The 27,000-nt window shown below is 70.5% G+C and carries 20 protein-coding genes; 4 read left to right on the top strand and 16 right to left on the bottom strand.

What is annotated here, in order from left to right; genetic code table 11:
* Both ALLO2_RS18380 and ALLO2_RS18375 read right to left on the bottom strand, forming a co-directional pair.
* A partial coding sequence (locus ALLO2_RS18380) for a GDP-mannose 4,6-dehydratase (RefSeq protein WP_035733732.1) occupies nt 1–410 on the bottom strand: 410 nt, incomplete at its 3' end.
* Between the two features lie 64 nt (nt 411–474).
* Nucleotides 475–2,841, bottom strand: coding sequence for an acyltransferase family protein (locus ALLO2_RS18375; RefSeq protein WP_304413243.1), 2,367 nt, complete (start codon nt 2,839–2,841; stop codon nt 475–477).
* A gap of 189 nt (nt 2,842–3,030) precedes the next feature.
* On the opposite strand from ALLO2_RS18375, the gene ALLO2_RS18370 reads away from it, so the two are divergent.
* From ALLO2_RS18370 to rpsA, 3 genes are all read left to right on the top strand, one after another.
* A complete protein-coding gene (locus ALLO2_RS18370; RefSeq protein ID WP_023841593.1) occupies nt 3,031–4,332 on the top strand; it encodes a glycosyltransferase family 39 protein in 1,302 nt (433 codons plus the stop codon).
* A 193-nt stretch (nt 4,333–4,525) separates the two neighbouring features.
* Nucleotides 4,526–6,196, top strand: coding sequence for an acyltransferase (locus tag ALLO2_RS18365; RefSeq protein ID WP_035733729.1), 1,671 nt, complete (start codon nt 4,526–4,528; stop codon nt 6,194–6,196).
* 483 nt (nt 6,197–6,679) lie between these two features.
* Nucleotides 6,680–8,158 (top strand): 30S ribosomal protein S1, encoded by a 1,479-nt coding sequence (gene rpsA / locus ALLO2_RS18360; RefSeq protein WP_011435507.1) that lies wholly within the window; start codon nt 6,680–6,682, stop codon nt 8,156–8,158.
* 149 nt (nt 8,159–8,307) lie between these two features.
* Here the strand turns inward: rpsA and ALLO2_RS18355 are convergent, their stop codons facing one another.
* On the bottom strand, nt 8,308–8,490 hold the full coding sequence (locus ALLO2_RS18355) for a Trm112 family protein (protein ID WP_011435508.1): 183 nt from the start codon (nt 8,488–8,490) through the stop codon (nt 8,308–8,310).
* 287 nt (nt 8,491–8,777) lie between these two features.
* Between ALLO2_RS18355 and ALLO2_RS18350 the strand changes: the two genes are divergently transcribed.
* On the top strand, nt 8,778–9,314 hold the full coding sequence (locus tag ALLO2_RS18350; RefSeq protein ID WP_011435509.1) for a glutathione peroxidase: 537 nt from the start codon (nt 8,778–8,780) through the stop codon (nt 9,312–9,314).
* Between the two features lie 94 nt (nt 9,315–9,408).
* Here the strand turns inward: ALLO2_RS18350 and ALLO2_RS18345 are convergent, their stop codons facing one another.
* From ALLO2_RS18345 to ALLO2_RS18280, 13 genes are all read right to left on the bottom strand, one after another.
* Nucleotides 9,409–10,464, bottom strand: coding sequence for a glycoside hydrolase family 26 protein (locus ALLO2_RS18345; protein ID WP_011435510.1), 1,056 nt, complete (start codon nt 10,462–10,464; stop codon nt 9,409–9,411).
* Nucleotides 10,461–11,465 carry a hypothetical protein gene (locus ALLO2_RS18340; RefSeq protein ID WP_035733726.1) on the bottom strand — a complete coding sequence of 335 codons (1,005 nt, stop codon included), beginning with the start codon at nt 11,463–11,465 and terminating at the stop codon, nt 10,461–10,463. The genes ALLO2_RS18345 and ALLO2_RS18340 overlap by 4 nt, the downstream gene beginning before the upstream one ends.
* Before the next feature lie 2,514 nt (nt 11,466–13,979).
* The gene (locus tag ALLO2_RS18330) at nt 13,980–15,854 is read right to left on the bottom strand and encodes a choline/carnitine O-acyltransferase (RefSeq protein ID WP_035733723.1); all 1,875 of its coding nucleotides are present in this window, start codon (nt 15,852–15,854) and stop codon (nt 13,980–13,982) included.
* 211 nt (nt 15,855–16,065) lie between these two features.
* Nucleotides 16,066–17,037, bottom strand: coding sequence for a hypothetical protein (locus ALLO2_RS18325; RefSeq protein WP_011435514.1), 972 nt, complete (start codon nt 17,035–17,037; stop codon nt 16,066–16,068).
* Between the two features lie 80 nt (nt 17,038–17,117).
* On the bottom strand, nt 17,118–17,987 hold the full coding sequence (locus ALLO2_RS18320) for a hypothetical protein (RefSeq protein ID WP_011435515.1): 870 nt from the start codon (nt 17,985–17,987) through the stop codon (nt 17,118–17,120).
* Between the two features lie 619 nt (nt 17,988–18,606).
* A complete protein-coding gene (locus ALLO2_RS18315) occupies nt 18,607–19,143 on the bottom strand; it encodes a hemerythrin domain-containing protein (protein ID WP_232235188.1) in 537 nt (178 codons plus the stop codon).
* Nucleotides 19,144–19,420: 277 nt separating this feature from the next.
* Nucleotides 19,421–20,044 (bottom strand): hypothetical protein, encoded by a 624-nt coding sequence (locus ALLO2_RS18310; protein WP_035733718.1) that lies wholly within the window; start codon nt 20,042–20,044, stop codon nt 19,421–19,423.
* Nucleotides 20,045–20,046: 2 nt separating this feature from the next.
* Nucleotides 20,047–20,658, bottom strand: coding sequence for a hypothetical protein (locus ALLO2_RS18305; protein ID WP_011435518.1), 612 nt, complete (start codon nt 20,656–20,658; stop codon nt 20,047–20,049).
* Between the two features lie 194 nt (nt 20,659–20,852).
* Nucleotides 20,853–21,914 carry a hydrogenase expression/formation protein HypE gene (hypE, locus tag ALLO2_RS18300; RefSeq protein ID WP_035733716.1) on the bottom strand — a complete coding sequence of 354 codons (1,062 nt, stop codon included), beginning with the start codon at nt 21,912–21,914 and terminating at the stop codon, nt 20,853–20,855.
* Nucleotides 21,907–23,013, bottom strand: a complete 1,107-nt coding sequence (hypD, locus tag ALLO2_RS18295) for a hydrogenase formation protein HypD (protein WP_011435520.1) — start codon at nt 23,011–23,013, stop codon at nt 21,907–21,909. Before hypD ends, hypE begins: the two co-directional genes overlap by 8 nt.
* Nucleotides 23,010–23,291 carry a HypC/HybG/HupF family hydrogenase formation chaperone gene (locus tag ALLO2_RS18290; protein ID WP_011435521.1) on the bottom strand — a complete coding sequence of 94 codons (282 nt, stop codon included), beginning with the start codon at nt 23,289–23,291 and terminating at the stop codon, nt 23,010–23,012. The genes hypD and ALLO2_RS18290 overlap by 4 nt, the downstream gene beginning before the upstream one ends.
* A 3-nt stretch (nt 23,292–23,294) precedes the next feature.
* Nucleotides 23,295–25,856, bottom strand: coding sequence for a carbamoyltransferase HypF (hypF, locus tag ALLO2_RS18285; protein WP_023841589.1), 2,562 nt, complete (start codon nt 25,854–25,856; stop codon nt 23,295–23,297).
* Entirely contained in the window at nt 25,853–26,941 is a 1,089-nt protein-coding gene (locus ALLO2_RS18280; protein WP_035733752.1) for an NHL repeat-containing protein, read from the bottom strand. The genes hypF and ALLO2_RS18280 overlap by 4 nt, the downstream gene beginning before the upstream one ends.
* Nucleotides 26,942–27,000 lie beyond the last annotated feature (59 nt).

Raw genomic sequence — 27,000 nt, 5'->3', positions numbered from 1 at the left:
GTCTCCCGCACCTTCCCGAACATCTCCGACGACGACGCCTGATAGAACCGCACCCCCGACATGTCGTTACCACCCGCGATCCGCAACGCCTCCAGAACCCGCAGCACCCCCATCCCCGTCGTCTCCCCGGTCAGCTCCGCCTGCTTCCACGACAACCCCACGAACGAGATCGCCCCCAGGTTGTACNNNTCNNCNGGCTGCGNGATCTCCACCGCCCCGATCAACGACGGAAGATCCGTCAGATCCCCCTCCAACAACACCNCCCCCGGCACCAGCCGCTCCACCGTCGCCACCTTCGGGTTCGACTGCCCCCGCACCAACCCGAACACCTCATAACCCTTCGCGGTCAGCAACTCNCCCAGATACAACCCGTCCTGACCGGTAATCCCGGTAATCAGCGCGCGAGGCACGTCGAATCCTCCTGTAGACCGCCCGGTACTGGGCGGAAGGTTAGCGTCGGGTAAAGCGGGCGGGTCAGCCGGGTCCCGCTCCCGTGGTCGGCGTGGTCGGCGCGGGTGCGGCGGCCGCTGCTCCCCGGGCGATCCGGNGAAGCTGGGGAATGATCGCGACACCGATCCGTCGGGCACCGCCATTGGAGATGTGCACACCGTCGTCGTCGCGTAGCCGGACACCGTCCAGTTCGTCGACGTACTTGTCACCCGGAGTGAGAATTGACGTGATGTCGATCACGGTGACGCCGGGATGGCGAGCCGCCGCGGCCCGCAGCAGCGCGTTGAACCGCACCACCCGTTCGGCCTTCGTCTCCGGGTAGATGCCGCCGTTCGGCGCCTCGGTCGGCTTGAACACCGGGGTCGTCAGGAGCACCACCTTGGCACCCTTGGCGCCGAGCGTGTCGATGGCGAGGTCGAGTTCCCGGCCGAGGTAGGCGTCGAACCCCGGATCGCCGATGTGCGTCCACCGGCCGTCCCGCATCTGGTCGGTGACCTCCCAGCGACCGACCAGCAGGATCGCGAGCGCGGGGTTGACCTCGTTCACCCGTTGGGCGAACCGTTGCGGCCACTGGTCGCATCCGTCGGTGGTGGGACCGGCGCTGCCGAGGATGCGCCGCTGCATCCCCCGTGCGACGCCACACCCCAGCTTGGAGAAGTCGTGGATCTCCATACCCTGCTGGGCGGCCATCGAGGAGAAGTCGCTGAACCCCAGGGTGAGAGCCACCGAGTCGCCGCCGAGCAGGACCTTGATCGGGGGGTTCCCGCCGGCCTTGACGGCGACGGCCGGTTGTGGGGAGGTCGCCGCCCGCCGCGCCAACGCCTCCAGGTCCGCGGGAGTGCGCACCGACGCCGACGTCCCGGCGGTCGCCAGCAGGATCACCGCGAGCACCCCGCCCAGGGCGGCGGGCACCGTCACCCGCGGGACGGGGAAGCGTACTTTGCCCCGCCGGATCGGGTTCTCCACGAGGTGGAACGAGGCCAGTGTGATCGCCAGCGTGGCGGCGAGGCGGAGCCCCAGCAGGACCACGCCGTTCGTCCCGGTGCGGGTCGCCGTCAGCGTGAGGAAGATCGGCCAGTGCCACAGGTACAGGCCGTACGAGATGCGGCCGACGAAGGTCAGCGGGGCGGTGGCCAGCACCCTCGCCACCGGGCCTCGGGGCGCTTCCACGAGCGAGGCGACCAGCAGCATCACGATGATCGCAACCCCGAGGAAGCCGCCGGCGTAGAGTCCGCGGCTCTCCCCACCCACCGTTGTCCAGAGGAGGATCATCGCAGCCGTGGCGACACAGCCGACGACCGACATGACCGACCGGGCCCGGGCGGAGATCGGGGTCGTCCGCTGGGCCCGCCAGACGGCGAGGGCGGCCCCGACCAGCAGGGCCTGGGCGCGGCTGTCGGTGCCGTAGTAGATCCGGGAGGGGTTCGTCCCGACCACGAGCAGGGCGAGGCCCACCAACGCGGACGCCTCGGCGCCGAGGACCGCGACCGTGAGCGCGAGCGACTGGGCCTTCTGGCGCTGCCGGCGCCAGCGGTCCACGGTCTTCGCGCTGTGCCGCATCAGCAGGTAGACGATCAGCGGCCACAGGACGTAGAACTGCTCCTCAACGGACAGTGACCAGGTGTGCAGCAGAGGTGACGGAGCCGAGAAGTGGTCGAAGTAGCTCTGGTCGGACAGCGCGAAACGCCAGTTTGCGACATAGAGCAGCGTGGAGAGCGCGTCCAGCCGCAGGGTTCCCACGTCGCCGGGGGAGGCGATCCAGCGGGCGTAGGCCGCCACCCCGAGCAGCAGCAGCAGCAGCGCCGGCANCAGGCGGCGGGACCGGCGGATCCAGAAGGCGCGAAGGTCGATGCGCCGGTTGTAGCGGTACTCGGCGATCAGCAGGCCGGTGATGAGGAACCCGGAGAGGACGAAGAAGGTGTCGACGCCGAGCAGGCCGCCGGGCATCCACGAGACGCCGGCGTGATATGCGATGACGGCCGTGACCGCGAGCGCGCGCAGGCCGTCGAGCGCGGGGGAGTGCCCGAGCGGCGCGAGCACGGGTCCGGTGGCGTCGAGATCCTCCTCGACCCGCAGCGGCCCCGTCGCCTCGCGCGTGCCGGTCCGCGGCCGGGTGCCGGCCCGGGCTCTCGCCCCGGGTGCCGTCACCGTCCCGGGAGACCGGTAGGGAGGTCCGGCCGGCGGCCGGGTGGCCCCGGGCGCCGGGCGAGTCCCGCCCAGGCGGGTATTGATCGGGACGGTGTCGGTGGGCTCCGGTCCGGGTGCCACCCGGCGGTGGCGCCCACCGGAGGCGAGCGGGAAGGTGTCGGCGTCGTTGCTGGTCAGCCTCGTTCCCTCCTCGTCGCCGGGGGTTGCGTCGGCTGCGACCTCGCCAGGACATACGACAGGCAAGGCTAATCGCAGCGGCGTGGAAGGACGTACGCGCGGTGTGCTCGCCGCTGTCGCGGCGGACGCGGTGTCGAGCCGTTATCGGGACATTGGTACCTTCCGCGCGTGTCTGAGACCACGGCGGGGCTCCCCCGGATGGTGGCCCCGGCGCCGGCGGTGTCCACGGGCCAACCCACGTCTCGATTCCCCGTGATGTCGGGGTTCTCCGCGATGCTGGGGCGGGCGCGGCCCGTGCGCTGGCACCTGTGGCTGGCCGCGATCGGGCTGCTCGGTCTCGCCGTCCGCCTGTTCTACCTGTTCCACTGGCTGCATCCGGCGGTCGTGGAGGGGGACCCGTACTACTACCACGAGGCGGCGAACCTCTTCGCAGCCGGCCGGGGCTGGCCCGATCCCTACGAACTCGCCCTGTCCGGCCGCTACGTCCCCGACGCCCAGCACCCCCCACTGACCAGCGGGCTGCTGGCCGTGCCATCGGTGCTCGGATTCACCAGCTTCCTGTCCCACCAGCTGTTCTCATGTCTGCTCGGCGTGCTGTCGATCGTGCTTGTCGCCCTCGCCGGGCGGCGGATCGCCGGCCCCGTGACCGGACTGGTGGCGGCCGGGATCGCCGCTGTCTATCCGGGCATGTGGCTCAACGACCCGCTGTTGATGTCGGAGACGACCGGGATCCTCACCTGCGCGTGGATCATCCTTGCCGCCTACCGGTTCCGAGACCGGCGGACAGTCGCCGACGCCGCCTGGCTCGGAGCGGCCCTCGCTGCGGTGATGCTCGCGCGAGCGGAACTGGCGCTGCTCGCCGTGGTGCTGGTGGTGCCACTTGTCGCCACGGCCCGTGAACTCGCCTGGCGGCGCCGGATCGCCCTGGTGGCCGTCGCGGCGGCGGTGAGTGCGCTCACGATCGCGCCCTGGACCATCTACAACCTGTCCCGGTTCAGTGAGCCGGAGTACCTGTCCACCGGGCTCGGCTCCACCCTGGCGGTCACCCACTGCCCGGCCAGCTACTCCGGCCGGTACGTCGGCTGGTGGTCGTTTGACTGCATCCTGGCGTTGCCACCCTCGCCCCAGGAACGCTCCGAACGGGATGTGTTCTACCGCCGGGCCGCGTACGACTACATCAAACACAACGAGCGCAGCCTGCCCCGGGTGGCCGCGGCGCGGCTCGGTCGGACGTGGGGGGTCTACCGGCCCTGGCAGCAGGCCCGGCTGGACACCATCGAGCGGCGCCCCCTGCTCCTCAGCCAGGTCGGGATGGTCACGCTGTGGCCGTTGGAGATCGCGGCGCTCGCCGGGGTCGTGGTGCTGCGCCGCCGCCGGGTCGTGCTGCTGCCACTGCTCGCCGTGCCGATCGCCCTGAGCCTCGCCTCGGTCGCGATCTACGGGACGACCCGGTTCCGGGCCGCCGCGGAGCCCGCGATCGTGCTGCTCGCCGCCGTCGCGATCACGGCCGCCGCGCGGTGGCTCGGGCGTCGTGTAGTGGCTCGGGTGCCGCGGTAGGTTCGCGGACCGGCCGGCCGGGGCCCCTGGGTGCGGATCCGCCGGCGGGCTTCTGTGCGCGGACTGGCTGGCCGGGTAGACCGTCCGGCCGGGTAGAAAGGGTGGGTTCGCTCGGGGTGTCGACGTGGTCGCGCACACCGGACTGGTACGTTGCCTGGGTGCCGGACCTCGCTGATCTCCGGGCGCTCGGTCGGTGAATGGACCCGCCCTTTCTCTCACGGCCGCAGCCGATTCCGGCGCAGCCGCCGGCCCGGCCGGCACCGCTTCCATCCCCGAACCGCGCACTCCCGCGCCGGTCCGTCCACCCAAGGTCGTCTTCGACGGCTTCGACGGCCTGCGCGCGATCGCAGCGGTCCTCGTGGTCGTCGTGCACACCGCGTTTCCCGCTGGTTTCACCACCAGCAGCCGGCTGGGCCCCTACACCGCCCGGGGTGAGATCGGTGTCGCGGTCTTCTTCCTGATCTCGGGGTTCCTGCTCTACCGTCCGTTCGTCGCCGCCCGGTTCGCCGGCATCCGCGGCTCGGACGCCGCCGGCTACCTGGTCCGGCGGTTCATGCGGATCGTCCCGCTGTACTGGGTGGCGCTCGCCGTCACGCTGACCGTGGTCAGCAGCAAGCGGGTCGGCGTGCACGGCTTGGCCGGTCTGCTCCAGACGGCGTTCTTCGTCCAGGGTTATCAGGAGCACTGGGCGATCCAGGGCCTCACCCAGGCCTGGACCCTGGACGTCGAGGCGGCGTTCTACCTGGCGATACCGGTGTACGCGTGGCTGCTGCGGCGGCGGGACCGTCCGCCCGCCGCCCAGTTGCGCGTGGAACTCGCCGCGCTCGCGGTTACGTTCGTCGCCGCCAAGATCGTTCACTACCTGGTGATTCCGTCCACGCAGACCTGGATGAACGGCTGGAACGTCTGGCTGCCGGTCTGGTGGGACCTGTTCGCCATGGGCATGCTGCTCGCCGTGCTCTCGGCCTGGTACTCCCGGCAGGGCAGGTCGCCGCGCTGGGCGGAGCTGCCCGGCTCGGGCACGGTGTGCTGGGGCATCGCCGCGTTCTTCTACTGGGTGTCGAGCAGGCATCTCGGCCTGCCGCTCGTGCCGATCTTCGAAGCCACGCGGAGCCAGGACATGGGCAAGCACCTGGGCTACGGGTTGTTCGGCTTCTTCCTGCTGCTCCCGGCGGTGTTCGGCCACGGCGACCGCGGCTGGGTGCGGCCGCTGCTGGCCAGCCGTCCGCTGGCCTTCCTCGGAGCGATCTCGTACGGCATCTATCTGTGGCNCTCGGCCGTCATCGNCCTGGTGCNGGAGCACNGCGGCTGGCGGCTGNGNAAGANCCCCTNCCCGCCGTTTCTCCTGGTGGTCCTCACCCTGACCGTCGGGGTCTCCACCGTGACGCACTTTTTGATCGAGCGTCCCTGCATCACCCTCTCCCGGGAGTGGGCCCGGCGGGCCGACAGATGGGTGGCGAGGCGCTTCGAAGGGGCGGCGAGGGGCGGGGAGGGTGGCCTCGTGAGCGGGGCCGGCGGATCGCCGGGCGAGGNCGAGGNGATCGGAAAGCCCGTCGATAGCCCGACGGTGCCACTCGCGTCAGGCCTCATGTCACCACGGAACATGACGGACCGGGACGCGCGAGACCCGTCCCCTCCGGTCCGGTCTCTCGATCCCGACCTGCCCGGCGTGCCGGATGGACGGGCGTCGCGCGCCGGGTGGAAGCAGCCCCGGGTCGAGTTCGACGGTCTGGAATGGCTCGGGCCGCAGCCCGCGCCGCAGCCCGGTGGGCCTGGGGCACAGCCGGCCGAGCGCGGGGGGCCCGAGCGCGGGGGGCCCGAGCGCGGGGGGCCCGAGCGCGGGGGATCGGCGAGCCGGCGCTGACCCGAAAATGACCGGGCGTCGGGCGCCGCGAGGCCAGGCCGTCGGCAGGTGTCGGGAATCGGACGCCACGAACTCACCCATTTATCCACTTTTCAACCGATCTGCGCCGTCAGTCCCTGTCGTGTCCCGTCCGCACACGTTCCCACCCGTGTGCCGCGACGATCCGTGGGACGGCGTTGTCCCGCCTACCGCGGTGCCACGCCGCCACCAAAAACTACATATGGACGTCATGTGTCTGCGCAGAGTGAGAGTGATGGCGGACGGCGCACGTCTTGGTACGGGCGCCCGTTGACCACCCTGGACACCCGTCCCTAGACTTGGGGGCGTGCACGAGGGTCTGTGGGTCTCAGACCGAGCGGATCCACTCGAGCGTCGTTATCGTTTCTGACAGTTTCTTCGTTTTTGGCGTTGTTTCTGTCCCTCGGTCCCGGCGGTTCGATCCGGCCCTCGCGCGGACGACCACCCCTAGCCGGAGCCGACCCCTTGACGAGCACCACCGACGTACGACCCGTGGAGACCGTGACCATCTCGCCCAGCCCGACCACACCACAGGTAGCGGTCAACGACATCGGCTCGGCCGAAGACTTCCTTGCGGCCGTCGACAAGACGATCAAGTTCTTCAACGATGGCGACATCGTTGACGGCATCATCGTCAAGGTCGACCGCGACGAGGTGCTGCTCGACATCGGCTACAAGACCGAGGGCGTGATCCCGTCCCGGGAACTGTCGATCAAGCACGACGTCGACCCGCACGAGGTCGTCAGTGTGGGCGACCACGTCGAGGCCCTTGTCCTCCAGAAGGAGGACAAGGAAGGCCGCCTGATCCTGTCCAAGAAGCGTGCGCAGTACGAGCGCGCCTGGGGCACGATCGAGAAGCTCAAGGACGAGGACGGTGTCGTCACCGGCACCGTGATCGAGGTCGTCAAGGGTGGTCTCATCCTCGACATCGGCCTGCGTGGCTTCCTGCCGGCTTCGCTTGTGGAGATGCGCCGGGTCCGCGATCTGCAGCCCTACGTGGGCCGCGAGCTCGAAGCCAAGATTATCGAGCTGGACAAGAACCGCAACAACGTTGTGCTCTCGCGGCGGGCCTGGCTCGAACAGACCCAGAGCGAAGTCCGTTCCGAGTTCCTCGCCCAGCTGGCCAAGGGCCAGATCCGCAAGGGCGTGGTCAGCTCCATCGTCAACTTCGGCGCCTTCGTGGACCTCGGTGGTGTGGACGGCCTCGTGCACGTCTCCGAGCTGTCCTGGAAGCACATCGACCACCCGTCCGAGGTGGTCGAGGTCGGCCAGGAGGTTACCGTCGAGGTCCTCGATGTCGACTTGGACCGCGAGCGGGTCTCGCTGTCGCTGAAGGCGACGCAGGAGGACCCGTGGCGTCAGTTCGCCCGGACCCACGCGATCGGTCAGGTCGTTCCAGGCCGGGTCACGAAGCTGGTGCCGTTCGGTGCGTTCGTCCGGGTGGACGAGGGCATCGAGGGTCTGGTCCACATCTCCGAGCTGGCCGAGCGGCACGTGGAGATCCCCGAGCAGGTCGTGAACGTCGGTGACGAGATCCTGGTGAAGGTCATCGACATCGACCTCGACCGCCGCCGCATCAGCCTGTCGCTCAAGCAGGCGAACGAGGCGACAGGGCTGGCTGTCGACGGCGAGGCGTTCGACCCGAGCCAGTACGGCATGGAAGCCAAGTACGACGAGCAGGGTAACTACGTCTACCCCGAAGGCTTCGACCCCGAGACCGGGGAATGGCTCGAAGGTTACGAGGAGCAGCAGGCGGAATGGGAGCGGCAGTACGCCGAGGCCCAGGCCCGCTTCGAGGCGCACCAGGTCCAGATCCGGGCCGCGCAGGAGGCCGATGCCGCCGCGGCGGCCCCCTCCTCCTACACCTCCCAGTCCGAGCAGCCTTCCTCGGCGATCGATGAAGAGGCGCTGCGTCGGCTGCGTGAGCAGTTCGGTCGGGAGTAGCCGACTCCCGTCACCGACGGTCGGGGCCCGGGGATCTTCTCCCCGGGCCCCGACCGATTTCCGATCCTTTCCCCTGCCCGTCCCAGACCCGGCGGAAGCCCAGTCCCGGGTAGAAGCTCAGCCCGGGCAGAGGGAGGTCCTGGGCCGGATCAGGACGAGGAGCGTGCCACGGCCGGGTCGACGTGATCCGGCCTGAGCAGGATCGGAACGTCGTCGCGGATCTCGTAGCGATGGCCGAGACGCGGGTTGACCAGCCAGCCGTCGACGAGCTCCAGCGGTCCCTTGTCGACCGGGCAGGCGAGGATCTTCAACAGTTCGGGTTCGATGGTCATCTCTGACGTTCCTGTTCGTCGTCTTGGGGGCCGTCGCGGGACCCGTGAGTATCCGTTCCGGATCCCATGAGCATCGCAGACACCCAGGTCGGCCCTGACCGGTCCCGACCGGGGGGCGCCAGCCATCCCGGTGTCGATCCCGGTCGTGAGGCACCGGTTCGCCTCGCTGACGGGTTATGCAACCAACTCGATGACATAAAAACTTCTGGGGGATAGCGTCGAAGTCGCTCGGCGGCCGGAGACCGGCCGCGAAGTCCCAGCTCGCCCTCATCGAGAGTCAGGTGTCCATGACTGTCCATGACTTCACCGTCGATGCCGCGGACGGAACCTCCCGCTCGCTCGGCGACTACGCCGGCCAGACGTTGCTGATTGTCAACGTTGCCAGCAAATGCGGTCTGACGCCGCAGTACGAGGGGCTGGAGTCCCTGTACCGGGATCTGCACGGCCGCGGCCTGGAGATCCTCGGCTTCCCGTGTAACCAGTTCGGCGGGCAGGAGCCGGGCACCGATGCCGAGATCCAGGAGTTCTGCGCCACGAAGTTCGACGTCACCTTCCCGGTCCTGGGGAAGATCGAGGTGAACGGACCCGACGCGGCCCCGCTGTACACCCACCTGCGTTCCGAGGCGCCCGGTGACTTCGGGCCCGATGCCGGTTTCCTCTACGAGCACATCAAGAAGACCCGGCCGGAAGCGATCGGCACCGACGAGATCAAGTGGAACTTCACCAAGTTCCTTGTCGACCCGGACGGAAAAGTGGTCCGCCGGTACGAGCCGACTGTCACCCCCGAGGAGATCCGCAAGGACCTCGAGGCCACCCTGGCCTGATGGTTCTCCCGTGCCCGGCCTGCCGCTATCGCCGGCCGGGCACGCCGAAGCCGACGGTGCCCGCCGGCTTCGCGGCAGGAGTAGGCGAGCGCGGTCAGCGGTCGCCGAACAGCGCCAGATAGCGTTCCGCCGCGTTCGGGTTCAGTACCGGCCTGTACAGCGAGGACTCCACGTTCCCCTCCTCGGCGTTGTTGAAGTACGCCTCGTAGGCCAGGGCGTCGGCGTTCGCGGTGAAGGTCTCGTACATCTTCTGGATGTAGTAGGGGTTGTCGCCACCGCCGCCGGTCGTGCGCACCAGACCCCACTCCGGAACGGCGAACTTCTTGCCGTGGGCGCGGGCGAAGGCGATCACCGTGCACAGACCGGACCGCAGATGACATTGCCGGTCCCAGATCGTCTTACTGACGGACGCGGGGTAGGAGTCGTAGGAGTCGATGCTGACCACGTCGACGTAGTCGTCACCGGGATAGGCATCCCAGATGTCCTGACCGCTTACCGGCAGGTGATCCCGGTGCGCGGTCATGTTCCAGTCGATCCGCACATGCGGCGCGGTCGACCGGATCGCCAGGACCGTGCGGCGGTAGCAGGTCTTCCAGGTCTCGACGTCGCGTGGATACCACCAGAACCAGTCACCGTTGAACTCCCAGCCGAGCCGGACGAAGGCGTCGCCGCGGCCGAACGTCGTCAGCGTGGTGCCGAACTGCCGCCAGTAGTTGTCGTAGGCGCCAGTCGCGCAGGTGGCCTCGTCGCCGTCTTTGGGAAACATCGGCTGGGCGACCGACAGGCCGCCGGGGAACTTGTCCCGGGTGAAGGCCTGCGTCGGCCAGCCGGCCGAGACCAGGTTGGTCCAGTCCTGCCGATCCGTGAAGACGACGGCCAGGTCCACCTTGCGGCCGGTGAAGACCGACCAGAGGTTGACGTCCGCAGGGTAGTTGCCGTTGGCGCCGGAGACCCAGCGCACGCCGCCGGGCTGGGGCGGCTTGGGTTTGTTCGAGCAGGAGCTGAGCCCGCCGGCGACCAGGCCGATGACCAGCAGGAGGAGCAGCGGCAGCGGGAGCGGATGGGCGGCACGTCTGTTCCTCGTCCGGGCGGCGCGGACGGTGCGGCGGCCGGCAGACCCCCACCCTCGCGGTGCCGGTCGCGGTCTCACGCGACGGAGGGTCTGTGCATGGTGGAGGGTCCGTGCATGGTGGAGGATCGCTGCGTACCCGAAGCCGTGGCAATGGCGCCGAGCAGCGGCGTCTCCACCGGGCCGGGCCGCCGAGCCTGTAGCCAGGCCTGCACGGCCTCGGCCTCGACCGCCCAGTCGTGACCGGGAACGAGCGCCTCACCCAGCTCCATGTGCGTGGCCATGGAGGGCTCCNGCACCAGCATCGTGCGGCGCAGCCGTTCGGGCCGCGCCAAGGCGACGGCGTTGAGTGTCGTGCGCAGCCCGCTCAGCACCACCCGACGAGCGATCCGCGCGGCGGGGGGTGGCGGGGCGANCGCAGGCGGTTNCCCGCTCAGCTCGGCCAGCCGGAAGGGCTGGAAACCCTGCAGAGTGAGACAGGTCGCGCGGTCGAAGGCGCCGCCGACGAACGGGATCGAGCGCAGCAGCAGTTCGTCCTCGAGCAGGGTGCCGACCCGCAGACCGAACGTGCTGGTCGTGGTGGCGGCCCTGGCCCAGGTCACGCCGTCGACCACCGGCGCGTGGGAGTGGCTGCCGCCGTCCCGGTGGATCATTGGCCGGCGGCGGGNGGNGGTTGAGGAGAATCGCAGCGTGCTGTAAAGGGTGAAGTAATCGACCGCGGGGAGCGCGGTCGCTGCCGCGACGAGACTNGAAAGCGATTTTTCCGTGTACAAATAGTCATCTTCGGCGAGCCAGACCAGATCGTCCGGCGACCAGCGCCGGACCCGCGGCATCCGCAGCACGTACCGGTAGGACGCGCGATTGCTGCCGCACTGCACCGACTGCACCTCGCCGGCGGACGTCATCACGGCAAGACGCTCCGCCGGCATAGGGCCGTCATTGACGAAGACGATCCGTACCGGGATGTCGACGTTCTCGACGGCCCGGAGGAGAGAGGCCAACGCAAGCATCTTGCTGTAGAAGGTCGGTCGGTTCTTCGTGTTCTCCGAACCGACCGACCGATAAAGAATACGCAGAATCATCGCAACCCCCCTACCGGCCCTGGCCCGGCAGCGCTCATCGTGGTGGCCTCGACGCCTCGGACACCGCCTCGACGCGGTCGGCCGAACATATTGCACACAGCTCGTACGTTACTGTGAAACATCATTATCATTGATCATTGCCGGTCCCGGTCGGGTGCTCCGGAACTCGGCCCTGTACGGCCGGTCCGGCCGGCTCGCCGGAAAGGGCGATCGCCGTGTCCCGTTCCACCTCCCGTGCGGCCCGGCGGACGAGGATGAACCAGATGGGGACGGTCACCCAGAAGGCAAGTATGTAACCGCAGACCGCGCCGGTGCCGCCGCCGATCTCCAGACCGACGATCGGATAGACGACAAGCTGGGGGGCGAGCACCGCATTCGCGCGGAAGGTGAGCTTGGCCTTGCCGAGCGCGTAGAGCATGCAGGCCGGCCCGACCGTCGCCGCGGGGCCCGCCTGCTGCACGATGGACAGCGCCAGCAGGTCGTGGGTCTGCTCCCAGGTCTGGCCGAGCAGCGAGTGCCCGATGCTCGTCGGCAGGACGAGAAAGATCGTCCCCCAGGCGGCGCCGGCCGCGACGATCACCGCGGACAGGGCGTAGGCGGCGCGGACCCGGGCTGCGGCCGAGAGGTCCTTGCGGCGGGAGAACTCGGGGNTGGCCCAGCTCACGATCCCGACCGCGAGAATGGTCGTCGGTCCGAGCAGAGTCTGCACCCCGCGCAGCGCGCCGACCAGGTCGATCGCGCCCAGCGTACCGAGCAGCAGAGTGGATGCCTGCTGGGCGCCTTGGACGGTGAGGTACTCGGCGCTCATGTACCCGTTGACATCGCGGTGTTCGACGACCCACTGGCGCACGAGGCTCGGCGCCGGCTTGAAGCCGGCCTGCGTGACGCCCAGCATGGCGGCGACCGCGGCGGCGCCACCCCAGGCCAGCAGCATCGCCCACGAGGTGGAGACGTCGCGGACGATCAGCGCGTAGATGGCGGCGAACTGGACGATCGCCCAGATCCCGTCGTTGGCGGCGGCGGCGGCCGGGCGACCCTCGGCGAAGAAGACCTGCCGCCAGGCGTCCTGGAGCAGCAGCGTGGGAAAGACCAGTCCCATCGCGACCAGCGAGGCGCCGACCGAGCCGCCCATCGCCGCACCGACGGCAAGCGTCACGACCCCGCAGACCAGCCCGATCACGAGGGCGGTGCCGGTCCCCGCCGCGCCGGCCACCCGAAACACCCGCGGCGGCACGTCGGAGAACTTCATCCCCAGCGGAGCGGTGCCGACAGCCTTCGAGAACCCGATCATCAATGAGAAGATCGCGAAGGCGACGGCGAAGGCCCCGAACTCGGACTTGCTGACGCTGTGGGCGATGACGAAGGACATCACGGCGTTCGTCCCGCTGGAGAGCACCTGGTCGACGAGTGTCCAGATGGCCCGCGAGCGGCTGGAACCCCGGGTCGGTCGCTCGTCATGGTGGCGACCACCGGCCGGACCGCCGTCGTCCAGGATGGTCAGCCCGTAGTCGACCGGTTCCCCACAATCCGGGACTGCCGGTGCCTCGCGCCCCCGGTGGATCTCGCCGCGGCCGATCGGCGGGATGAGCCATTCGCCGGTCGCGGGACCCCACAGGGGGNGTAGCCCCTCGGGGGNCGGCCCGTCCAGTGCCGTCCCGAAGGCTTCCACGGCCGGGATCCGGCGGCCGCGCAGGCCGCGGATGACCTGGGTCCGCTCCCGGTCGAACTGTTCCGGTCGCGGCGACAGGGCGGCGGTGACCTCCGGCACGGGTTCCGTCCGGGGGCGTGGTGACTCGTGCTGCTGGGCCGTGGCCGGCGCGGATGTGTCCGGGCCGGTCACCGGAGCCCACCCGGCCCTCCGCCGGGTGGTACTCGGACGGTGGAGGGATCGCGGAGAGTCCTGATGATCGTCTTTTGCCGGGGGTCGGTGGCCGAACTCATTGATCCACCGCCGTCCGTCCTCTCCGTGCCGCATCGGTCCGACCCCGGCTCCCCGTGCCGGCCGGGCGAGCGACGCCGCCGCTTCCGCGGCGGACGACGATCGAGCCCACCGCGTCGCTTCTGACCAGGGCGCCAGTCGGCCAGGGTGCTAGCAGGATGGTAGCCCGATGGGATCGGAACGCTCGGCTAGGGCCGCTCGGGTGGATCTGGTCCGAGCGGACCCGACAACGGTGGTTGGCCAGAGCGGATCGCGGGGGCATGAAACGGGCGATGAGATCGCGATTCTCCGGCATGTGCCTGCCCCGTAGACGGTTCGCTCGCCTACGTCCGCAATCTTCCGCATCCAGGCTGATGGTCCGTAAGTTTAGCAGTCGGGCCTCGGCCCGATCCCCTTGTTACGTCGGTCACCCCCGGCAGGGCGGTACTCGGTGGCGGATCCAGTGAGGTGGGGTGCGCCATCCGATCCGCTTCCGGGACACCGGCTGCCGGCCGGATCAGGGCATCCCTGATGCCGGTGGCCGCGCTCGCGGAGGCCTGGACAAGGCAGGAGCGGGGCGTGGGCCGCATCATCAATTACCTGGAATAGCCCGCCTTGAATGGCCCGTCGCCCGTCTCATCGGTGGCGAGCAGGTCCTGCAGCTCGGTGACGACCTGCTGGAGCTGGTCGGCGAACGCGTACATCCCGTCCGCGACCGCACGCGGCGTGCTCAGGTAGAGGTTGAACCGGTCCGGCAGCAGCACGTAGGCGATGCCGATGCACTGGCTGCTGGTAGACCCGAAGCCGAAGAACTCGACGTTGGTGGACGGCGCGGAGCTGGTGCTCAGGTAGTCGTCGCGCGCCTTGAGCCAGCCCGGGGCCTCGTAGAGCGCGATCGGCTCGGTCACCCCCAGCCGCTCGCCTTGGCTGCGGGCGATGAACTGCAGCTCCCACAGGTGCTGCTCGGGGGCCCGCCCGGCCTGGCAGTCCTTCGCGCGCCGCACGTGCGCGTCGGCGGCGGCGCGGAACGCGGTCCGGCGGGTGGCGGTGTCGGTGTCCGGGTCGTTGAGTACGGTCACGAACCGCTGGATCTCCGGGGTGACGACCCGCATCGCTTCCGTGCGGCCGCGCCGCCAGTGCCGGGTGGCGATCGATTCGTAGGTGGCGCCGATGTGCCCCTTGGCCCGGCTGTGCGCCAGCTGGTAGGCGAGCTGCACGAATGCGTCCGGTGACGTCTTCAGTGCCTTGGCCCGGTTTTGCCCGAAGTCGGTGAAGGACAACACCGTTGAGGCGGTCGCCGCGGCGAACTCCGCGAACGACGCGCCGGCGGCGGCCACATCCGCCCGCAGGCTGGCGTCGAGGACGAACTCGACGGGCTCGATGACGGGTAGCCCCTGGGGCCGGGCGCCAGAGCTCGCCGAGTGCTCCGCGGGCGAGGTACCCAGCAGGTCGTCGACGAAGCTGAGGATCGTCGTCCCGTCCAGCCCGCAGTGCTCGACGTTGATGCCCGCCTGGCCGTCGGCGAAAACGATCAGTGACACCGCCTTGTCGAACCACCGGTTGGCGCTGTCGCCGTGGAGCAGGTGGTCACACGCGGCCAGGTTGTCCTTGGGGGTGAAGTCTTCCAGGCACAGGGCGAACAGCGCGGTCTCGATCGTGTCGAGCGCGGCCGCGTTGGCGGGGTCCAGAGCGAGCAGCGTCTGGCGGCTCGCGGCCCAGTCAGCCCGGGCCTTGGTGGTGAGCTGGCCGACGGCGGCGTCCGCCGGAATCCGCGACGCGGCGGCCTTCACCACGGCGCGCAGGCCCGCCGCGAGGTCGTCCAGGGTGTACGGGTGACCGTCCGGCCCGACGACGTCCAGCCGGACGATGTTTCCCCGGTGGAAGACGACGATGTGGCGGGCCTGGGNCGGCCCNGGCCACTGCTCGCTGTACGGGGTGCGCACGGTGTCCTGGACCGTTCCCGGGATCCGGGTCGTGGAGAACAGGAACGTGTTCTGCGCCATCGACAGCGTCTGGCCGCGCTGGACGATCGGCTCGACCCGCTCGTCGTCGAGGCGCAGCTTGTAGTCGACGGCTGCCGCCACGAGCCCGGCGGCCCGCTCCACCTGCGGCTGCTCGGCGGACAGACCCTCGGCGTCCTTGAACAGGAAGATGTAGTTCGCGTTGAGCGCGATGCGGTCGCGCCGGCCGAGGTAGCGGGAGTCCCAGAAGCCGTCCAGCCAGCTGTGTACGCCCTCGGTGGCGTCGTAGCGCTCCAGCGCCGCGTGCAGGGTGGGGCCGGGGCCGCCCGGTGCCTGGAAGGCCGCGACGGCTGCCTCGGTCGTCGCCTGCTCGGCCGGGGTCAGCAGCGGCGCGGACCAGGCAAGGAAACGTTCGCAGCTCTCCGCCAGCGTGGGCAATGGCACCCGGGGCAGCAGATCGTCGTTCGCGAAGGTTCCGGTGGATCGCTGGGAGCTACTGATCGCATTCATGCTGGGCCTCGGGTTGTCTCGGGGAACTCGTCTCGGGGACACGGTCATGGTGAACGCCACAGGCTGCGTTGGGTCCATGGTCGCCGAGATTCCACGGGTGGCGGGCGTTCCATCGGACATTCGGCTCGTACGGTTCATCCGACTCGCATGATGGCCGGGGCGCCCTCGACCTACCGGCCGCGCGGGGGACGCCGCCGGCACCGGTCGCCCGTCAGCCTGGCGGAACCGGCCGGGTGGATGTCGCCGCCGGTCGCCGGCCGGAGGCGGGATGAGCGGTCGAGGGACTGGTCACCCCGCGCGGCCGAGAGATGTGCAGCTGGGCGTACAGCCAGCCCTCGGCCTCCAGCCCCCGTGGATCGACGCCGACGGTGGACAGCGTGTCGAGCACGAGCGACTGCTCCTCGGCGGAGGCGAAGCGCCGCTGCCGGAAAACGCCGTTGACGTGCACGGTCTCATACCCGAGCCCCGCGAGCGTCGCCTCGACCGGTTCGAACGGGAACATCCGCAGCACGAAGTGGGCCATCCACGGCCTGCGCTCACCGGCCGCGCGGGCCACCCGGGCGATGGTCCGCTCGGTGACGTACCCGAGGCAGCCCGTCGAGACGACGATGTCCGTTCCGACGAGCCGCTCCCGTTCGGCGTCGGTCGGGTCCCGGTCCTCCAGGTTGGCGTGCACGGCGTCATCGAGGAACCCAGCCGCGGACGCATAGGAGATGGCCGGCCCCGAGCTGTCCAGACCGAGGAACCGGCTCGTCTCCAGCCCGTCGCGGGACCGGACGAGTTCGCGGTCACGGGCGAGCAGCACGTCCCGGGTCGGCCGGGTTCCGGGCGGTGCGTAGCGCTCGTGCAGGTCGTCAAACGTCACGTCACAGCGGAGCAGCGCGGCGTTGATCCCGTAGGAGCAGCCCACGTCCAAGACCGTCGGCGGTCGTCCCCGGACCATCCGGAATTCCCGGATGAGCTGGCTGAAGTACGGTTTGGCGAGCTGCGGGATACGATAGTCGAGTTTCCGCAGGGTACTGAAGTAGGCGTGCGGGTCGGGCTGCGTGTAGATGTGGTCGAGCGAGATCTTCCCGCTGTCGTCGAACCGCCTCGTCCCGGTGGGGTACGCGGCCTCGGAGGAATTCGTGGTTCCGTCGGAGTCGGTGGTCTCGGCAGAATATCTGCTGTCGTCGGAATACACGCGTCTGGCGCTCCTTGTGACGGGCGGTCGGGGCAGACAGGCCGGTGCTGAAGCAGCTCGCCGACCGAGTTCTGGTCCAGCTAGTCCAGCAGCTGGTCGACGCGGACCGCGCTCTTCTCCGCCGCCAGGTGCCGCGGAAGGACCCGGCCGAAGAGCTGCTTCGTGCGCGCGACACTGCCGACGACCCCGGGGTGCCCGGTGTAGGCGAAGATTGCGGAATGCCGGGCCGTGTCGCCCTCGACCGGGCTCACCCGGTGCATCGAATAGCGGCCCAGGAAAAGCTGGAGATCACCCGGTCGGAGGGCGAGACGCCGGACCAGATGGCCGCCCTCGCCCGCCAGCACGGCCCGCACGTCGGCGAAGTTCTCCGCCTGCGCGGACCTGATGTTCGGGCAGTACTCGAAGTCGCCCCCGGCCCGCGGCGCCTGCGTGAGCAGGCTCACCGCGAATTCGTTCGTGTCGAAGTGCCAGGGGTGCTCCAGCCCGGGGGCGATGATGTTGAGGCACAGCCCGGCCAGCGGGTCGGCGAGTTCGTGGACTCTCGGCAGGTCGAAGCAGCCGGCGATGAAATGCTGGAAGAGCTCGCTGGTGTAGAGGCGGTGGACGGCGAATTCGGTGGGAATCTGGTCGCGGGCGACGAAGGCATTCCCCCGCCGCATCGTGAACCGGCCCGGATGATCGGCCGGCAACGACGGGTCGACCGCGATGTTGTAGGCGTTGACCGTCTCGACCTCGTCATACGCGAGCGGAGCGACGGTGGCGCACTCCTGTGCGACCGCGGTGAATGCGGAGGGCCGGACGAATTCCGGGAGGACACAGCATCCGCGAGTGCGCAGTTCCTCCCGGGCCCACGAGACGACGTCCCGCCAGGCGTGGCTCGAAGGTTCGGTGAGAGGGTAACGAACGGTATTGATCAGCTCGCTGATGGACCAGGTTTCCGTCGCAACCATGTGACTCCTCTCCGCCGCTACGCGGCGGCCCCGGGTCGCCGATGGGAACCGTCCACGACCTCGATGCGATTTGTCACATGGTCGCCCGATGGTCATGATGGCGAAAGTCAGTGTGAGATGTCACACGCCTGTGCTCGCGCGGGACGCGAATCCCGCCCGCCTGCCGCCATTCCAGCAACCCGGCCACGACCTGTCGCGGAGCCACCATCTTCGGGGCGTCCCGCGTCCTCGTCCTGAGCGGCTGTACGTGGGTGCCCGCGGGCCCGGCGGGCGACCGGCCCCGGCCACCGTCGATGCGAACTGGCCGTACCGGCCCCTGTCTGGCCCGGCCGGAAGGTGCCCGGCGCAGGACGCCAACCGTCGGGATCTCAGCCTTCTCGTGTTCACCGGAGATGCGTCCGGCGGGTCCGGTGCAGCGACGTCCGGTAGAGCCATATCTGGTATCGCCATGTCCGGTGCAGCGACGTCCGGTACCGCCACATTCGGTACCGCCACGTCCCGTACCGGCGTGCCCGGGAGCGATCCCGGCCCGACCCCGCCGCAACGGCCGATGCCCGAAGGCTGATCCGATGCCTGGAGCCGGCCGTTCCGGGGAGGGAGTCGGTCATCGTACGAGGTTTCAGGAGCTTACGAGCTTCAGCGCCTGGCGGATCTCGCCGAGACGGTTCCATTGTTCGTTGCTGAGAATCGAGACGGCGGCGTGGAACACGCCGTCCTGTTCCTTCGCGATGTGCCTGCGCAGCAGGCTCATCGCCTCGATGACCCGTGTCGGCCAAGCGGGATCGACCCGGGCGGTGCCGTCGGTCGCCCCGGCGAGCACAGCCTCGATCCGGCGGTGCTCGCTCTGCAGGATCGCGATCTGTTCGGGGAACTCGAGTGCCATCGCGGGGAACAGACCCTTCTCCTCCNCCNCCGTATGCGGCTGGAGAACCGCCGACATCTGCTCACAGAGTGTCACCATTGCCCCGACATCACCCTGTCGATATGCCTCGTGCGTGTCGGCGATGAGATCGGTGACCTGGTCATGTTCCCCGATCAGGGTCGCGATCGCCGGCAGTGACTGACAGTTGCAGTATTCACGCATAGTACCCACCTTGGGTAGAAGAAGATCAGCGACGACCCCGCGTCCCGCGTGCCCCACCGGCAGCGTCGCCATCCCATCCCCACTCGCACGGCGGCGCTCGTGTCGCGCCGCTCATGGTCATCATCGAATGGCCAGGGCGGCTCCCACACGGCCGATAGTCCTGTCCGGTGCCCTACCAATGGCGGCAGGGCAGCGGTCCGCGAGTCGCCCTTCCCCACGGCCGATCGGAACGAACGGGCAGCATCCGCGCGGTGCCGGCGACAGCGAGCAGCAGCCCCACGACGGCGACGGAGATGGTGTCGGCGGCTGCGACGACCGGTCAGTCCTGACTGTTAGTCCTGACTCTGGTTCAGTCCTGACTGGCGAGATAGCCGATGACCATCGCACCCCACCATCCGGCCTGGGAGAGCAGGTTANTGATTATCGATCGGGCCAGGAGCGCCCGGGACGGAACGGTGGCGGACTGCTCCAGCCGGTGCTGGATCGCCCAGATGTGCAGGCCGTTGAGGGCGATGAGGAGCACCAGTCCGATCTTCACCTGGGTCAGTCGCCTGGACAGGTCCGGATGCAGCAGGATGCCGCTGAGCACGAGCCCCGCCAGACCAGCCCAGATCATCACGTGCAGGCCGCTGGCCACCCGGATGACGTCCGGGAAGCTGCGCCGACCGAACAGCCATGACAGGGCGAAGAAGTCGATGGCGAGGACCGCGCCGAACCCGCCCACGAGCGCGGCGAGATGCACGAACAGGGCGGCGGTGTGCAGGGTCGGGTCGGCGGTGAGGTGGGCGGCGGTCCAGACGGCGGCCGCCCACCCGACGACGAGCGCTGTTCCGGTGGCGAGGAAAACGGCCCATCGTGGCAGAACCCCGCTGGCAGGCGGGGAGGGCTGGGCGATGACCAGGACCGGGACAGGCCGCGGGTCCGCGGGCAGGGAAACGAGCCGCTCGGGGACCTTATCTCCGTGATCATGCATGACTAGTGCCTGAGCGTGACGTTGGTGAAGGTGGCAGTCGTGCCGCTGGCCAACGCCGGCGTGTGGCCTTCCTCGCCGTGCCGGAAGAAGGTCGGTACCCCGATTGTTGCGCGCAACGTGTAGCTGCCGTCCCGCGGGATCGAGAAGTTGTTCGCGTAGTGGAAGAATTCGGCGTAGTAGAAGTTGAGTGTCTTCTCCTCCGCAACCGTGCCCTTGCCGTCGATGACCGCGAGCGTGATTGGTACGTTCGGCACGATCCGGCCCGTGGCCGCCTCCACGGGGATGATCTCAATGTGGTGCGTCTCGTCGGCGGCGGGCTTGCGGAGTATCTGCTGCCCGCCTTTGCCCTCGTACCAGGGTTCCGCGGCCTCGACGATGTAGCCGATTTTCCACGGTCCGCTCTGGACCTCGCCTCCTTCGGACCGGATCTCCTTGGCGAGCGTCGTGTACTGCTTGAACACGCCCTCCGGTACCGCGACGGAGAAGGTGGTCGAGCTGCTTACCGGGTGTCCCGGGGAAGCCGTCGTGGCGTCGGTCGTCGAATCGTCGGAGCAGGCGGTGAGACCGAGCAGCAGGGAGACGGCCAGTACGGGCAAGGCTGTTCGCTGGGGCATACGTCCTCCTCGGGGAAGCCTGATATTAGGTTAGGCTAACCTAAATTGATCAGGTTCCGTCAAGGGAATCACCCTTCCGGTCTATGTAAGCTACTCTCGGTAAGCATTAGCGCCGGGAGGCCTCGGCCTCCCGGCGCACCACGTGCCCTGGCCCGCCGATCGTTGGAAAGGTGGGCGCGGCCACGCCGCCGAACTCAGCAGATGCGGGGGAGCTGCTCGCCGAGCGGCCGGTCGACGATGCGGGTTCCCCCGAACGCGGTGCGCCCGACAACCACGCCCGGATGCTCCGCGGTGACCGTGCCGATGACGGCCGCGTCACGCCCCGCCGGATGCGCCCGCATCGCCGCGAGCGCCGCGTCGGCGTCGGCGTCGGCGACGAACGCGACCAGCTTGCCCTCGTTCGCCACGTGCAGCGGGTCGAGGCCGAGGAACCCGCAGGCCGCCTCGACCGCGGGCGGCACCGGCACGGCGCGCTCGGCGAACTCGATGCCCGTCCCGGACGCGGCGGCGATCTCGCACAGCGCGGTCGCGAGGCCGCCTCGGGTCGGGTCGCGCAGCGCGTGGACCCCCGGGGCGGCCGCCAGCACCGCCGCGACCAGCCCGTGCAGCGCCGTCGTGTCGGAGCGGACCTCGCCGCCGAACTCCAGCCCGTCGCGCACGCTCAGCACGGCGACACCGTGCTCGCCGACGGGACCGGAGACGATGACCCGGTCGCCGGGTCTCGCCCGTTCGGGGCGGATGTCCACCTCGGCCGGGACGAGCCCGATGCCGCTGGTGTTCACGTACAGACCGTCGGCCAGCCCGCGCTCGACGACCTTGGTGTCCCCGGTCGCCAGCCGCNCCCCCGCCGCGGCGGCGGCCCGGCCCATCGCCTGCGCCACCCGGCCCAGGACCGCGAGCTCCAGGCCCTCCTCGAGGATGAACCCGGCCGAGAGCGCCACCGGCACCGCGCCGGCACAGGCCAGGTCGTTGATGGTGCCGTGGACCGCGAGCTCGCCGATGGAGCCACCGGGGAAGAACAGCGGGCGCACCACGTACGAGTCGGTGGAGAACGCGAGCCGGGCGCCCGCGACATCCAGGACCGCCGAGTCCGCCGGTGCCCGCGCCGTGTCGGTGGTCCCGAACGCGGGCAGGAACAGATGCTCGATCAGCTCGCTCGACAGTACGCCGCCGCCGCCGTGCCCCAGTACCACCTGGTGATGGTCACGCAGCGGAAGTGGGCAGGTCCAACCGGTCGGGTCGACGGGGTCAGCCACGGCTGCCCGCCGGAGTCAGTCGCCGGAACTGGAAGTAGGCGGCGCATGCCCCCTCCGCCGAGACCATCGTCGCGCCGAGCGGGGTGCGTGGCGTGCAGGAGGTTCCGAACGCCGGGCACTGCGGCGGTTTGACCAGGCCCTGCAACACCTCGCCGCTGCGGCATTCGGCCGGTTCGGCCACCGTGAGGCCCTCGACGTCGAAGCGGACCTCGGCGTCGAAGTCCCGGTACGCCGCGGACAGCCGCCAACCCGAGTCCGGGATTGTCCCGATTCCCCGCCAGGCCCGGTCACACACCGTGAAAACCTCGGCGAGGATTTCCCGGGCCGCCGGGTTGCCCGCCGGCCGCACCGCCCGCGGGTAGGCGTTCGCGAGTTCTGCCCGCCCCGCCTCGAGCTGCTCGACGGCGTGGCGCACCCCGTCGAGCAGGTCGAGCGGCTCGAAACCGGTGACGACGATCGGTACCCGGTAGGTCGCCACCAATGGCTCGTACTGGAAGGTGCCCATCACCGTGCACACGTGGCCGGCTGCCAGGAACGCCGCCACCCGGTTCGCCGGCGAGGAGAGGACCGCGGTCATCGCCGGCGGCACCAGCACGTGGCTGACAAGTACGGAGAAGTTGTCGATTCCACGGCGCCGGGCCGTCACCACGGCCATCGCGTTGGCTGGGGCGGTGGTCTCGAAGCCCACTCCGAAGAACACGACCTGGCGGTCCGGGTTCTCCTCGGCGAGGCGGACCGCGTCGAGCGGCGAGTAGACCACCCGGACGTCCCCGCCACGCGCCCGGACCATGAACAGGTCCATGCCGCTGCCGGGGACCCGCAGCATGTCCCCGAACGAGCAGAAGATCACCTCGGGGCGGGCGGCGATCGCCAGCGCCCGGTCGATCGTCTCCAGCGGCGTGACGCACACTGGGCAGCCGGGGCCGTGGATGAACTCGACCTGGTCCGTGAGGAGCTGATCGATTCCGTTGCGGATGATCGAGTGGGTCTGGCCGCCGCAGACCTCCATGATCGCCCAGCGCCGGGTCGCGGTGGCGATGATCGCATCCAGCAGCCGGCGGGCCAACGCCGGGTCGCGGAACTCCGCCAGGTACCTCACCGGCCCGGCCCGGTCATGCCCGGTTCCGCCGCGCGCGATCCCAGCTCCTCCTCGAGCAGCCCCAGGTCCCGGAACATCGCGAGGGTCTCCCGCGCCGCGGCCTCGTCCAGCCTGATCAGCCCGAAGCCGGCATGGATGATCGTGTACTGCCCGACGGTCGCGTCGGGCAGGTAGGCGAGGCACACCGTCTTGGTGACGCCGCCGAAATCGACGATCGCCATCCGCGTACCACGGTCGTCCCAGATCTCGATGATCCGGCCCGGTATCCCCAGACACATGCCTCAGGCTTCCTTCCCGCCGAAGGTCGGCTCCGTCGGGCGGCTCAGCGCCGCGACCGCCGCCTGGCCCAGCGCCAGCCCACCGTCGCCCGGCGGCACCACCCGATGGACGAGTACGTCGAACCCGGCAGTGGCGAGCCGGGCGCGGCAGGCCCGCGTCAGCACTACGTTGGCGAACACCCCGCCGGTCAGACCGACCAGGCGGACTCCGTACCGCCGCCGCGCGAGCCCCGCGACCTCGGCCACCGCGTCCGCGACCGCCAGATGGAACGCGCCGGCCAGCACCGGCACCGCCACTCCCGCCCGCAGACCGGCGACGATCCCCGCGAGCACCCCCACCGGGTCGAGGACGCCGTTCGCCAGGCCGAAGGAGAGCCGGCAGGCACCGGCGCCGCCGAGTCCGGCGCCGCCGAGTCCGGCGCCGCCGAGTCCGGCGCCGCCGAACTCCGCCGCGGCGAGCGCCTCCAGCTCGACGGCGGCCTGCGCCTCGTAGGTGATCCGGTGACGCACCCCGAGCAGTGACGCCACCGCGTCGAACAGGCGGCCCATGCTCGTGCAGGGCACGCAGGCCACGCCCCGGTCCAGCGCGGTGCGCAGGGTGCGCAACTCCGCCACGGAGCAGGCCCGCACCGGCGCCAGGTCCGCGGTCCAGTCCAGGTCGGCGGCGGCCAGATGGGCGAGCGCGACCCGGTACGGATTGCGGACGGCGGCGTCGCCCCCGGGCAGGCCGATCGGACGCAGGTGCGCGACCCGCTCGGCGCGGGCGACGTCCGGGCCTACCAGCAGCACCTCGCCGCCCCAGATCGTGCCGTCGAGCCCGTAGCCGGTGCCGTCGAACGCGACCCCGAGGATGGTGTCGCCGAGCCTGCCGTGCTCGGCGAGTAGGGCGGCCACATGGGCATGGTGGTGCTGGACCAGGTGCGGCAATCGGCCGGCGGACCGTGACCCGTGGGTGGAGGTCTGGTTCGCCCCCGCCGCCGGGTCCCCGGCTGCCGCCTGTTCGGTCCCCGTAGCCGCCGCGCGTTCGGCCCAGGCCCGGGTGACGTATCCCGGATGGAGGTCGGCGGCGAGCGTCTCCGGCGCGACGCCGTACAGATCGGTCAGGTGCGCGGCGGAGCGCTCGAAGGCCCTGAGCGCCGCCAGGCTGCCCATGTCACCCAGATGCTGGGACACGAACGCGCGACGGTCCGTGGTGAGGCAGAACGTGCTCTTGCCCTCGCCGCCCACGGCGAGCACCGACCGGACGGGGCGGCCGAGGTCCACCGGCAGCGGAACGTATCCGCGGGAGCGCCGCACCGGCAGCACCTGCCCGTCGTCTCCGTCGTCCCCGTAGCCGCAGCGCACCACCGAGTCGTCACACGGCAGGAGGATCGGTCGGTCGTGCCGGAGGAACGCATCAGCGAGGCCGGCGAGCCGGTCCCGCGCGTCGTCGTCGGCGAAGCAGATGGGCTCGCCCGAACGGTTGCCACTGGTCATCACCAGCATCCGCGGCGGTCGCGGGCCGCCACCCGGGACCGGCGCGAACAGCAGGTGGTGCACGGGTGTGTACGGCAGCAGCAGCCCCACCAGCGGAGTGCCGGGGGCGACCAGCCGCGACATCCCCGATATCCCTGACATCCCCGCCGCGGGCGAGCGGCGGACGAGCACGATCGGAGCGGCCGGCGATGCCAGCAGCGCCGCCTCCGCCGACGACAGGTCGGCCACCAGGGCGGCCGTCGCCAGGTCGCGCACCATCACCGCGAACGGCTTGTCGGGCCGGTCCTTGCGGGCGCGCAGGCGCGCCAGGGCCGTGTCGCCGGCCGTGTCGCCCGGGTCGTTCTCGGCCGAGCAGGCCAGGTGGTAGCCGCCGACGCCCTTGACCGCGACCACCGCGCCGTCCGCCAGTGCCCGCTGGGCCGCCGCCAGCGCGGCGTCCGTGCCGTGGACCTCCGGTCCGGTGCCGTCCGCGGGGCTGAACCACAGCTTCGGTCCGCAGGACGGGCAGGCGACGGGTTCGGCGTGGAAACGGCGGTCCGCCGGGTCGGCGTACTCCGCCGCGCACCGCGCGCACATCGGGAAGCGGGCCATCGTCGTGGCCGCGCGGTCATACGGCAGCGCGCTGATGATCGTGTACCGCGGGCCGCAGTTGGTGCAGGTGATGAACGGGTGGCGGTGGCGCCGGTCGGTCGGGTCGAACATCTCGCGCAGGCAGTCGGCGCACACCGCGGTGTCCGCGGGTACCAGGGTGCGATCGCCGGGAACGGTCGCGCCGGCCACGATCCGGAACCCGGCGTCGCCGGCGGTCGACCGGGTCACGCTCGTCACCGTGACGCGCTCGATGCGCGCGAGCGGTGGCGCCTGCGGTTCGAGTCGGCGCAGGAACTCGGCCACGGCCACCTCGTCGCCTTCGACCTCGGCGAACACCGAGGTCGAGTCGTTGCCGACGAATCCCGCGAGCCCGAGGGTGCCCGCGAGCCGGTGGACGTAGGGCCGGAAACCGACGCCCTGGACGACGCCCTCCACCACGACCCGGCGCCGGACCCGGCGCCCGGTCCGCCCGGTCCGCCCGGTCCGCCCTCCGGTCATACCCGCCGCCAGATCATGACCCGGTTGTTGCCCGAGTCCGCCACCGCGAGCCGGTCGCCGCGCACCGAGAGGCCGTACGGCCAGCAGAAGGTGTCGGCCTCGACGCGGGTCCACCGGTTCTCCCCGGTCTCGGCGAACGACGGCTGGCCGAGCACACCGGTCGCGGGCGTGGAACTGCGCCGCGGCAGCTCCTCCCACAGCAGGACGCGGTTGTTGGCGGTGTCCGCGACGGCCAGCAGGTGCCCGTCGCTGTCGACGGCGTAGGGGAAGCGCAGGACGTCGGCCCGGCCGGGCGCGTAGGGGAACTCCCCGGAGCATGCGAGATCGGGCTGGCCGAGCACCAGATCGGCGTCGCCGTCGGCGTCGGGATGGGGGGCCCAGCCGAGCAGCCGGTGGTTGCCGGCGTCCGCGACCAGCAGCCGGTCGGCGGTGCCGGCGAGGTCGTGCGGCCACCGGAAGCTCGCCGGACCGGCCGCGCCGCCACGGTTCTCGTCCCGGCGGGTGGGATCGGGCTGCCCCAGCACCAGGTCGGGTAGCCGGCCGGGCGAGGACGGCAGGCCATTCGACCAGCCCAGGATCCGCCGGTTACCGGTGTCGGCGACGTAGAAGCGCCCACCCACCACGGCCACCCCGAAGGGCCAGTAGAAGGTGTCTGGTCCGCACGGGCCGCCCCGGTTCTCGCGGACGGCGTCGGCGTCCGGCTGCCCGAGCACGAGGTCGGGGGCGGTGTCGGTGACCGTCGGGACCTCGTTCCAGACCAGCACCCGGTGGTGCCAGGCATCGGCGACCACGAGCCGGCCATCCGTGACGAGCACGCCGGTCGGCAGGTGCAGGCCGCGTTCGGGCCCGCGCCCCGCGGCCGCCGGCCCTTCGCTCGTCGCGTCGGCCTGGCCGAGCACGACGTCGGCGGGGGCGCCGTCGACGGCCGGCAGACCATGCCAGATCAGCACCCGGTGGTTACCCGAGTCCGCCACCACGAGCAGGTCGTCGCCGAGCCACACCCCGCGCGGCGCGTACAGCCGGGACGCCGACGGCCGCGCCGACGGCAGGGCCAGCCCGCCGGGCGCCGGGGCGCCGATCCACACCGCCGGTTCCCAGCTCCCCGCCCATCCGCCCCGTCCCGCCTGGCCGCCCCGTCCCGCCT

The organism is Frankia sp. Allo2, assembly GCF_000733325.1.
Lineage (GTDB): Bacteria > Actinomycetota > Actinomycetes > Frankiales > Frankiaceae > Frankia > Frankia casuarinae.
The sequence above is the reverse complement of the archived record's forward strand: the minus strand, read 5'-3'. Positions and strand labels throughout refer to the sequence as shown.

What these genes read in the sequence shown, in the direction of transcription:
- ALLO2_RS18350 (WP_011435509.1), top strand. Translation starts at nt 8,778, where the DNA reads ATGACTGTCCATGACTTCACCGTCGATGCCGCGGACGGAACCTCCCGC.
- hypF (WP_023841589.1), bottom strand. Translation starts at nt 25,856, where the DNA reads ATGACCGGAGGGCGGACCGGGCGGACCGGGCGGACCGGGCGCCGGGTC.
- ALLO2_RS18305 (WP_011435518.1), bottom strand. Translation starts at nt 20,658, where the DNA reads ATGCCCCAGCGAACAGCCTTGCCCGTACTGGCCGTCTCCCTGCTGCTC.
- ALLO2_RS18320 (WP_011435515.1), bottom strand. Translation starts at nt 17,987, where the DNA reads ATGGTTGCGACGGAAACCTGGTCCATCAGCGAGCTGATCAATACCGTT.
- ALLO2_RS18290 (WP_011435521.1), bottom strand. Translation starts at nt 23,291, where the DNA reads ATGTGTCTGGGGATACCGGGCCGGATCATCGAGATCTGGGACGACCGT.
- ALLO2_RS18355 (WP_011435508.1), bottom strand. Translation starts at nt 8,490, where the DNA reads ATGACCATCGAACCCGAACTGTTGAAGATCCTCGCCTGCCCGGTCGAC.
- ALLO2_RS18370 (WP_023841593.1), top strand. Translation starts at nt 3,031, where the DNA reads ATGTCGGGGTTCTCCGCGATGCTGGGGCGGGCGCGGCCCGTGCGCTGG.